This is a genomic window from Curtobacterium sp. P97, assembly GCF_023712445.1.
Taxonomy (GTDB): domain Bacteria; phylum Actinomycetota; class Actinomycetes; order Actinomycetales; family Microbacteriaceae; genus Curtobacterium.
Genome location: NZ_JAMAYF010000195.1, coordinates 1 through 409 on the forward strand (window position 1 = coordinate 1; position 409 = coordinate 409).

A 409-nucleotide genomic window follows, 5' to 3' on the forward strand; every position below is an offset into this window, starting at 1 on the left:
GCCCGGCCCGGATCCGCTCGTCGGCCTGCGCGGCCTCGACGACCAGCTCGTTCAGCGCGAAGGAGGCAGTCGGGTCGGGCACCCCGTAGTTCGGGATGACCAGCGCGGCCTCGGTGCCCTCGCGGTCCAGGTCCAGGTCGGCCACCAGCTCGGCGATGGTCGCCCGGGCGGTGGTGTCGGGGTTGACCGGCGGGCCGCCGTAGAAGGGGTGCGCGGGCAGCACGCCGAGGTGGCGGTGCGCGTCGTGCACCCGCTGGGGGCGTCCCGTGGTCATGGCGAGAACGGTCGTCGCGCCCGGTTTCGGTGTGGTGACGTCCGGAACGAGATGTGGTTACGGCTGCCGCACCGCGGGCCCCCGGCGTTGCCGGTCGGTTGCCGGGTCCGCACCGGACCCGTGTCACCCCCGCAG

Annotated in this window: 1 protein-coding gene; it reads right to left on the reverse strand. The window is 74.8% G+C overall.

Annotation, left to right across the window (positions count from 1 at the left end; all coding sequences use genetic code 11):
• A partial coding sequence (locus M3677_RS17620; RefSeq protein WP_251161228.1) for a hypothetical protein occupies positions 1–274 on the reverse strand: 274 nt, incomplete at its 3' end.
• Positions 275–409: the final 135 nt, after the last annotated feature.